The organism is Paenibacillus campinasensis (genome assembly GCF_002272015.1).
In the GTDB taxonomy this organism is placed as follows: Bacteria; Bacillota; Bacilli; order Paenibacillales; family Paenibacillaceae; genus Paenibacillus_AQ; species Paenibacillus_AQ campinasensis.
In genome coordinates this window covers 1-9,507 of the sequence record NZ_NPBY01000089.1, presented here as the reverse complement: position 1 = coordinate 9,507, position 9,507 = coordinate 1, and the positions used below count along the sequence as shown (strand labels likewise).

Genomic DNA, 9,507 nt, shown 5'->3' with positions numbered 1-9,507 from the left:
TTTTGTTAGGAACAATAAATAGTCCGTGTCTAAAATGAGCATCTTGCCGGATCTACCACGCGATTTCAGAAAACTTTTCTGGCAGAAATGAACAAACCATTGTTTATATTCGTTGTATGGCTTCGATCGGCTGGTTTGATTGAATTGATGATCTATCATATGTAATAATAAATACAGTTTATTCAAAACGGAAATCTGATAAGGTTGAGAAAAGTTACCCATAAGATCCCATCTGCTATCCCCTGACAGTTTCTTCTTATATTCATCTATTAAAGTATCAACATCTTGCTCAAGTATCTTTTGTTCATCTTGGCTCATAGCGCCTATCCGGTCAGCAATTTCTTGATATGACAGAAGCTCATTGGTTGAGTCAGTCGATAGATTTAACATTTTCAGTAAATTCACATGAGAAAACAACCGATTAACTGACCTTTCCAGGCTTCGCCAACCAAATTCATAACTTACTCGTGTTTTAGATAGCTTTTCTTCTTCTTCGAAAGTGAAATATACTGGTTTAACTTTTCTTTCAAAATGGTTGAACATCATCTCATTACGCAAAGAAAATTGGGTGACGTAAAAGAAATAGTAATAAGAGATCAACTTCTCAACCTGCGACGTAAATAATTCATTTTTTGTCGCTAACCATTTGAAATCATGTACAAATAAATCAGAAATGCCCGGTACCATGTCCGTATAACTTTTTGCCGTTTTAGGAGCGACCTCAAGTTCAGGAAGTGATTTAAAAAGCAAATCACTCATCAGATCATTGGAGTTTCCTTGATTTGTTTCCACTGCCCAAGGCTCTTCTTGTTTCCACAAAACATCGTAAAGGAACAATGCGAGCTTTTTATTTTCAGAATCAACCGTATTTATGTAGTACAAGGTCTGTGGGTGAAACAGATATAGCTGGCCATGATCGTCTAAGAATAACGTTTTGACCATTTGTTTAAATTCGCTTCGCTGGTTCACATTTTCAAATTCGATTTTATTTAAGACGTTTAAGATCAGATCATCGGTATTGACGACTTCAGGTAACTTTTTTTGGCCCACCAAGCGGATAAATTCCCCAACGACTTCCCGAAAATTGTATTGGTTGTCCTTAAATTTTGTATTATAGGGCAAAAATTCAATTGTGAATTTGGGATTATGTCTTAGCGAAGAATCAAATTTGAATTTTTCCCGAATAAGATCAAGGTTTATAGTGTAGCTCATTGTCTTCTACATCTCCATGAATGAGTATTGGTCGAACGTTTCGTCATACTTAAGCCGGTAACGGGTTGTTTTCCCAAACTGTTTACTTTCAAAAACGATTTCTTCCTTGTTATTTCCGAACTCGCTAAGCGTTTCAATGAATTCTACAAATTTGATAAATTGAAACTTATCCTTTTTATTTGGTCGATAACCTCTGTTAATCCGAACAAGGAATGAGTAAAGCGTATAATCGATATCGATTGATGCGACTGAATTTGAATTTTTGGCTTTAAACTGCAAGTGCATCATCGTTAAAAATTTAAACATTTCCTCATTAGGTAAGGAAGGGGTCCGAACAACGTATGGCTCAATCTCAAGCTTCTGCAAAGCGTAATATTGAGTCTGCGGTTGTCCGATTTGAACATAAATCAAATCTCCGTTGCCCTCACCGTTCCAATTATATATGGCCTCCCTAACATCATCCCGGTACAGTTTAGCAAGTTTGCTCCATTCACGCTTGTTCCAATAGTATAAATATTTCATGAATTGCTGATAGGTCGGATCTCCAAAAGATTTGTGCTCCATTTTTGGAATTAAATAATATAAATAAACAAATAGTTTAACGAGCGATCTTCTATAGACTTGCTGTTCCTTGCTTTCTGGGTTTCTCCATGGCGAATTATGCAAAAATGATTTCGCAAAATAAGGAAGCCGATTAATATCTATATACCTAGAAAACAAATACGCCCCGTCTTTCCGGGATTTAAATTCAATTAAATATTGGTCCAATTCCTCCGTCCGAATTTGGGTTGGATTAATTTGATGGATCGCTTGATGAATCAACGAAGCATCCTTTTTTTCGAACAATTGAAACGGCAATAACGAGGAGGTATAATCTTTAAAATCAAGCCCCTGTATGAATTCCTTAATTTCTAAATAATTCATATTCTCCATAGATGCAGGAACTAATATGTTATAAATAAAATCTAATAGTCCTCGAGTAGAAATGATTAGTTTTTCCTTTACCATGGCCTGAATAAGTAAATCTATTATCTTCTCTTGAACATCTTCATGTTGGAATAATTCATAATTTTGAATTATCGGATTTCTCGTGGCTACGTCACGATCATCTTCGTAATCATAAAGGTAAGCCTGGTAAAATGGATTATCATCTGTTTTCTGCGTTATTTTTTGAAAAATTCCTTTAATGTAATCCGATTTGGGTCCCTGTTCGGTCAATTGATACAAATGGTAGTCACTGAAGTTGACATACTTGAAAATATGGTCATCCGGCGTAACCTCTTCGTCAATTACCGATTCAAGAATACGCTTTTTATGTACATAGTCTTTTAACCGTGAAAAAGCGCTTCCGTGTTCCGAGTCAATAAAATTGTTTAATGCTCCTAAATTGATGGCCAAAACAATATTTTTGGTCCCGCCATGTTGAAGTCCTTCATCTGAGAAAGGTTCTAAAACAGTGGCCAAGGTATCAATGGAAGTCTTCCGTGGTGAAAAACTTTCTGTAGCATCATTATGCAAATAAAAAGAATTTGTATCTTTTAAAAATGGGAATTTATTCTTTAAATAGGATAGAATATGAGACTTACCATCGCCAACTCCGCCGCAAACCAAAATTAACTGTGCACGCTGAGACGTATAAGCATCGTTAATATGCTTTTCTAACTCAATTTCCACAGGGCGTTGAACATGCATATATTTTTTAAATGAACTAAATTGCTCCAGATTTTCAACAGCTTCTTTTGAAGATTGTTTGCATCTTTTTAATGCGTCGATAAAATGCTCCCTATTCAAGGTTTCCATTAAGTGATTCCTCCAACTTCATTAACTCTAAAAGGGAATTTCTATTATTTACATAAAAGGGGCTATTTTAGAATATTAATAAACTCATGTTTTCAGTTGACTCAAAACTTCCTCTGGCACGCGTCCTAGAAAATAATCCTCAATGAGATTCCAGAATGTTTCGGTGTCAACTTGATTTTCAAAAATATGTTTTAGCATTGCAACCGATAATTGATGGCGACTCCTAACATTATCTAGAATAATATTCCTATATTTCGCCGGATTGTTCACTATTCGTTCCAGTTGGGACTTAGTATTTAAACGAATAAAAATTTCCGGGTTATCCCCACCATTGATTCGATACATGACCAGCCCCAATGATTCTAATAATCCAAGATAGATGAACAGCTTTTCCTGTTCACTATTGAACAATTTTGGAATATAAATTTCATATTCTTGCTTTTCCCTCTGAGTCAATAGTGGCTGATTTAATAAACGATGTGTTTCAGACAATATCCACTCAGTAAAGCTGGAATACCCACTGTTCATTATATGATATTTTTTGCGAGATTCACTAAAGCCAAGGAATCGATTATAGAAGTTGCTGCTCTTCTTCATTAACCGGTCAAAAGTGAAAGCACTGTTCAAAATCACATCAGTAATTAATTGAGCTGTATATTTATTTCCTCCTACAATATTTTGAAGTTCCCTAGAAAACTGTTCGTTATCAAAATATTCTTTATTTTTCGCATAACGACCAAAGGTCGAATCTATCCACCGAACCCATTTTTCAACTTGTTGGATCAGACGGTCCGGGCCATCCATCATCAAATTCAGTTCAACCAAAAACACAGGTGATATGCTTCCTTGAAACGGCAAATTCACCTTACTATCATTTGAATGAAAGTAGTATTTAAATTGCGGAAAAGATAAATTAGGATATTGTTCTTGCCAAATCTTCTTAAGATCCAGCCGATAAACTGATCTGCGACGCTCACCAGCACCGAATCTTCTCTGTAAAACAAACTCCTGATTAAAGGCAGGAAAAATAGACTTCTCTATTTCGTAAGAAACTATAAAGTATTCAGAAGCAAAGACACTACGAGGCCTCGCCACTATCGGGGAATACGTAAGCTTTGCTTGAAAGTCCTTTTCGATAATCAGTAACGCCGTCTTGATCTTATTGTCGACGTTGTCATCTTTGGTATTCTCGTCCTGAAAAATATACCGAAACTCATCCGCACTGACAAGCAAATTACGAGTATTTCCACTCTTATGATTAACTATACCAAGAATTTTCTGCATAACTTGAACTAGCTGATTTTTACGGATTGTCGAAATCCCGTGTAGACGCTGTACATGAACAAAATCCTGTGGTAGGAAATCGAAATAGGCATCCCCTCGATCAAGCGAACGCGCTGCACGACCAATTTCTTGTACATAATCACATACATTACCTGTTGGTGCAAAATGATAGACATTTTGAATATCTGGAATATCAATTCCCATTCCAAAAGCTTTTGTCGCCAACATTAAGATGGCTTCATTGTTTTTATACTTTAAATAATTTTCTTTTTTAACTTCTCTATCTAGTGATCCATAGTATATCGATAAATTAGAAAGCAGGGCGTCACTTCCGTATAATCTTGCAAATTCCTTGAAGTCGATAATAGAACGAACTGTCGGAAAATATACTAAAGTCTTTTGATTACTCTTTAAAAAGCGTTCCAATCGCAGAAGTAGGATTTGGTTTTTATCATTAAGATACTCTTTAAAACGCTTATCATAGTTCGTTTTTCGGTGGATATGGATGTCTAGATCATCTCTTCGAACATAGCCAAAATAACTTATAGGAGAGAGTAAATTCAAACTGTCCCGCGTTTCTACATACATGTCCTCAATACCACCATAAATAGCTGTAGCTGTAAACGTAGCAATCGGGAAGTTCTTTTCCTTTCTCAACTTGGATAGGTAAGTTCCAAGATACCAATAATCTGAACGAAATGCCTTCCCCCAGGTTGTTACAATATGTGCCTCATCGATAACAAACAATCCTACCTCCCGTTCCCCGATCAATTGGGAAATATCTGATCGACTGAGTAGCGTCTCTGGTGAAATATATAGAACTGATATTTTACCATCCCTGATTTTACTCTGAATCTCCATTTTCTCTACAGGGCTAATCTCCGAGTTAATTGTTGCAGACATATCAACCTGATTTGCCTGCAGCCCTTGAACCTGATCATTCATGAGTCCTATAAGGGGTGAAATTACTATTGTAAGAAGCTGATATTGCTCTGCCAGATAAATCGCTGGAACTTGAAACATAACAGATTTCCCCGCTCCTGTAGGGGACGTCACGAAAATATCCCGGTAATCTGATCCGTTCTTGGCTTTGATTGCTTCTTGAACTATATCATCTACAATTTGTCCTTGTGATATTTCAATTGTGGTTTTATCAGCAGAGCGATGCTTTATATTCTCGTACATCTTTAATGTACGGAATGATGAATATCCCCAGTAACGGCGAAGAACATCGACATAAGGCTCTTCATCAATTATCGGTTTGATAATCGTTTGTTTCTGAACTAAAAACAACTTGTATCGCTTAGAAACAAGGCTCTGCAAAGTTTCAAGTCTGGACATATAACGATGAGGCATGGTTTGGATATCCCCAGACGCCGCCACATAAATCGGACCGTTTGGCAATGCTCCTTCAAGAAGATCATAAAATAATAACAAAAAATCGTCTTCATTCTCTGATAGTTCTAAATGAATAGGTGCTGTCGATGGCAATTCAATTTCCTGGATGGGTTCACTTCTTTGATAGAACGGTATCATATGTTCATCTGTATCCGGATAAACAATGTATCTTCTAGTACCAATTGTCTTAACCACTCCATAATATTGAAGAAGAGTGCCGACTTCAGCCTGACCATTATCACTGTCTTCAGGCACATCTTCTGACATATAGCGAAGTGTCTCTTCGCTCGCATCAAATGAATATAATGCCGGATACGTATGGTCATATAGATTATTATTTATCGTCAATACAGTGTAATAAAGATCAAGAATTTCTCTACCGATGATCATTGATTCTTCTGTAGTACACCAACAGAACACTCTGCTATCTTGCTTTCCGAATAGTTGGGGAATAAGCGTTGCCTTTAGAGATACTAACTGTTCGATCGACAAGGTAAGTGAAGCATCAAGCAATTTATACTTTAATATTTCGGACAGGAATAACGCATCGAATCCTCTAAATATAATAAGAACAGGTTTATCACTAGAAAGTGATTGAATTTTTTGATTAATAATATCTAAGGTATTCATGACGGTACCCCCTCTGCAAGCCAGATATACTTATCTTTATTTTTCATTGATCTTAGTCTTCTTAACGCCCTTTCTTCAATTTGGCGTATACGCTCTCGAGTGACTCCAAAGATCCCCCCAACTTCTTCGAGCGTTCGTCCCTCACCGCCATTATCCAATCCAAATCGATAAATCAGCACTTCCTTCTCACGATCTGTTAAACCTTCTAGGAGGAGTCGGAGATTTTCATGAAGAATGGATTGTTCTAATCTTTCATAGGGATCTCGATACTCTATTGGTAGGGAGGAGAATACTTCTAATCGGTCATTAGGTACAAAATCGAAAAGTTCTGTGTCTCCTTCTATATCCCCAGATGCTACATGTTGATTTAGTGAAGTAAATGCGAGATAACGATGTTCTACAGTCTTTGCCATGTGGTACTTCTCTACACTGATTCCGCATTCATCACAGACAGCCTTTATTGATACTTTTTCTCCGTTAAGGTTATTCGCAAGCTTTGCCTCAACTTTTTTGATTTTGCGAATGAGCTCAACCATATGTACAGGGATGCGTACAGTCGTTCCTTTATCAATGATAGATCGTGTGATGGATTGACGGATCCACTGAATTGCGTATGTCGATAAGTTAACGCCTGCCTTCTGGTCAAACCTTTCAATAGCTTTCATTAATCCAAATATACCCTCATGTCTCAAATCTTCTTCAGAAAGCGTATGATTCATATAATTTTTATATTTTGATACCATCTTGTTTACTAGCCCCAAATTGCTTAGGACAAGTTGCTGCATGGCCGACACATTATTCGTTGATCCATATTCGTTTAACAAATGGTCATTTAATAAATAGGAGGCCTGTTTCTTGGTAGCCAGATGAACTTCTGACACCACTTTCATCTCAAGCGTTTGACCAAGCAATGCATCAATATCTTCAAGCTCATTATTTAAAGATGGACTTACTGGCGCTGTATTATCAGGGCCCTCTAGATCCTTCAAGGTTTCAATAGCAGAATGAGAACGTTGTAACTCAGTATCCACTTCAATAAATCGATACTTATTTTCCTTCAAAAATGCATACACCTGGTCCACAGAAACTGGGCACGCTAGTGCCTGCTCAATGGTTCGATGGGCGTACGATAACTTTATACGATGCTTCTTGTTAAATGCGACTAAAAACCATTGAAGCATCTCTTTCAATTGTTCCGTGTTCACTTTAACAGCACCTCTAATCGATAACTTCGAATATATAATGCTATTATAAAAAAGGGAACTTACAACTTTCTGTCACTAAACATATGTTCCTATTAAATTTATTTTGCTATTCCCCATCCCCGAACACACATTCCCTGACAACCCCAGCCACTCCCCCCTGCTAAACTAGTAACAACCAATGCAGAGAGGAGCATTCCAATGCCAACTTATATCATCTTCGATCTTGAATTCATGGTGGTTCGTAAACATCAGCATCTTGCCGACATTATCGAAATCGGTGCGATTAAAATGACCGAGCAAGAAGGAACTCTGGTCATGACTGATGTGTTTCATTCCTATGTAAAGCCTTCGAGACAGTATAAATTAACACCGGAAACGACACCGTTTACGGGGATTACACAGGATCAAGTCGATCAAGCACCGTCTTTTCCCGAAGCGCTAAAAGCCTTTCAAGAGTGGATCGGCGAGGCGCCCTATTATTTATGCGCGTGGGGAATGGACGATAAATATCAGTTCATCCAGCATTGCCGGTATCATCAGATCTCCTTGGATTGGCTGCAAAATTATAACGATCTTCAGCTGGCGTTTACTCGACTTTACCAATCGGATCATCGACAGAGGATCGGATTGAAACGGGCGCTAGACCTGATGCAGCTCCCATTCATCGGAGAGCCGCATCGAGCCACCGATGACGCCTATAACACGGCGAAAATCTTTCTTTCGATCTTCCCTAAAATCCAATTGGTCACGAATAATGCCGCAGAAGATCAGCTGTACGTCTCGGAAATGGTATACTCCACAGGCTCGGAAGAGAATCACCCATTCAGTAAACTGGCGGAAATGCTGGGAATGGCGCAATAGTGCCGTTCCTTATTCCCCCTCATACAGCTTGCGCCATCGTTCAAGCCGTTCCTTCATTCGTTCCCGGTAAGATCCCGGGGCCAGAATTTCAGCATCCGGCCCGTACTGACTTACCCAGTTCATAAACTCCCGGTCGTGATTCAAGGTAACCTCGAACAACAAACTGCCGTCCGGCAGGTCCTTCATCCTTGGTCTCACGAACATCTCTTCTTCTTTGATGTAACGGGCGACATCCGGCGAGAATTTCACTTTGAAATGGATTTGTTCCTCGCCGCGTTCAATCGACCAGGTGTTCTTCATATAATTCTTCAGGTTAAAGTCCCCGCGCTCGAAGGTGCGGCTGGTCATCTCCATAGAGCGGAAACGGCTCAGACGGAAGGTCCGAATATCCTTCGCCTGATGGCAATAACCGATCAGATAGAATCGTTGATCCCTCGGAACGAGGTAGTACGGATCGATCTCCCGTTCCGTTTGTTGATTCCGGCTCTGCGTATGATATACAACGGTGATCGTCTTTTCTTCCACGATGGCCTGAATGACTTGATATAGATAGTTGGGAGCATCCTCCCGATATGCGGGAGACCCCATCTGGATAATATCCGTGACATGTTTCAGAATTTCCCGATCCCGCTTCTTCTGCCGAAAATGAGCGGCCATAACCTTGTCATACGCTGTGTCGAATCCCGGCGGCATATTGCTCTGGTCGACAAAGGAAGGGAGCATGGAGAAGACCAACGCCTCCTGCTGCGTCCAATTGAATGGAAACATGGCAAAATCCCCGGCGAACGTGTAGCCTTTACCGTACCCTTCGTTGGTAATCGGCGCTACGAGGTCTAGTGAACGTAAATCCCGGTATATCGTTCTTTCCTCGGCTTCACATCGTTCCGCCAATTCCTTGGCGCTGATCCCCGGCCTTGCTTGGATGGCATAAATAATTTTGAACCATCTGAACAACTTATCCGACATAGTTCGATTCTCCTACTAGAAATTCATTATGATACATACCTATTTCGACAAATTACCGTCCATATCCTTCCAAAGGGCTAAAAAATCTTCTTCTATAAAACCTTGATGGAATGAAGAACCGTTAGCGAATGCATACTCTTGAAATTAAAAA

Annotated in this window: 6 protein-coding genes; 1 reads left to right on the top strand and 5 read right to left on the bottom strand. The window is 39.0% G+C overall.

What is annotated here, in order from left to right; all coding sequences use genetic code 11:
* From dptG to CHH67_RS23960, 4 genes are all read right to left on the bottom strand, one after another.
* Positions 1–1,212 (bottom strand): DNA phosphorothioation-dependent restriction protein DptG (dptG, locus tag CHH67_RS23975; protein WP_095267894.1); only part of this gene is annotated, 1,212 nt, incomplete at its 3' end.
* Positions 1,213–1,218: 6 nt separating this feature from the next.
* Complete coding sequence (gene dptF / locus CHH67_RS23970) at positions 1,219–3,012, bottom strand: DNA phosphorothioation-dependent restriction protein DptF (protein WP_095267893.1); 1,794 nt, start codon at positions 3,010–3,012, stop codon at positions 1,219–1,221.
* 84 nt (positions 3,013–3,096) lie between these two features.
* Positions 3,097–6,324 (bottom strand): DEAD/DEAH box helicase, encoded by a 3,228-nt coding sequence (locus CHH67_RS23965; protein WP_095267892.1) that lies wholly within the window; start codon positions 6,322–6,324, stop codon positions 3,097–3,099.
* A complete protein-coding gene (locus CHH67_RS23960; protein WP_095267891.1) occupies positions 6,321–7,529 on the bottom strand; it encodes a sigma-70 family RNA polymerase sigma factor in 1,209 nt (402 codons plus the stop codon). Before CHH67_RS23960 ends, CHH67_RS23965 begins: the two co-directional genes overlap by 4 nt.
* Before the next feature lie 198 nt (positions 7,530–7,727).
* On the opposite strand from CHH67_RS23960, the gene CHH67_RS23955 reads away from it, so the two are divergent.
* Entirely contained in the window at positions 7,728–8,390 is a 663-nt protein-coding gene (locus tag CHH67_RS23955) for a 3'-5' exonuclease (protein ID WP_095267890.1), read from the top strand.
* A 9-nt stretch (positions 8,391–8,399) separates the two neighbouring features.
* Here CHH67_RS23955 and CHH67_RS23950 read toward each other — a convergent pair whose 3' ends face one another.
* On the bottom strand, positions 8,400–9,356 hold the full coding sequence (locus tag CHH67_RS23950; RefSeq protein ID WP_095267889.1) for a helix-turn-helix transcriptional regulator: 957 nt from the start codon (positions 9,354–9,356) through the stop codon (positions 8,400–8,402).
* Positions 9,357–9,507 lie beyond the last annotated feature (151 nt).

Bases quoted from the DNA above. Each gene is read 5' to 3' on its own strand.
- dptF (WP_095267893.1), bottom strand. From the start codon at position 3,012: ATGGAAACCTTGAATAGGGAGCATTTTATCGACGCATTAAAAAGATGC.
- CHH67_RS23965 (WP_095267892.1), bottom strand. From the start codon at position 6,324: ATGAATACCTTAGATATTATTAATCAAAAAATTCAATCACTTTCTAGT.
- CHH67_RS23955 (WP_095267890.1), top strand. From the start codon at position 7,728: ATGCCAACTTATATCATCTTCGATCTTGAATTCATGGTGGTTCGTAAA.
- CHH67_RS23950 (WP_095267889.1), bottom strand. From the start codon at position 9,356: ATGTCGGATAAGTTGTTCAGATGGTTCAAAATTATTTATGCCATCCAA.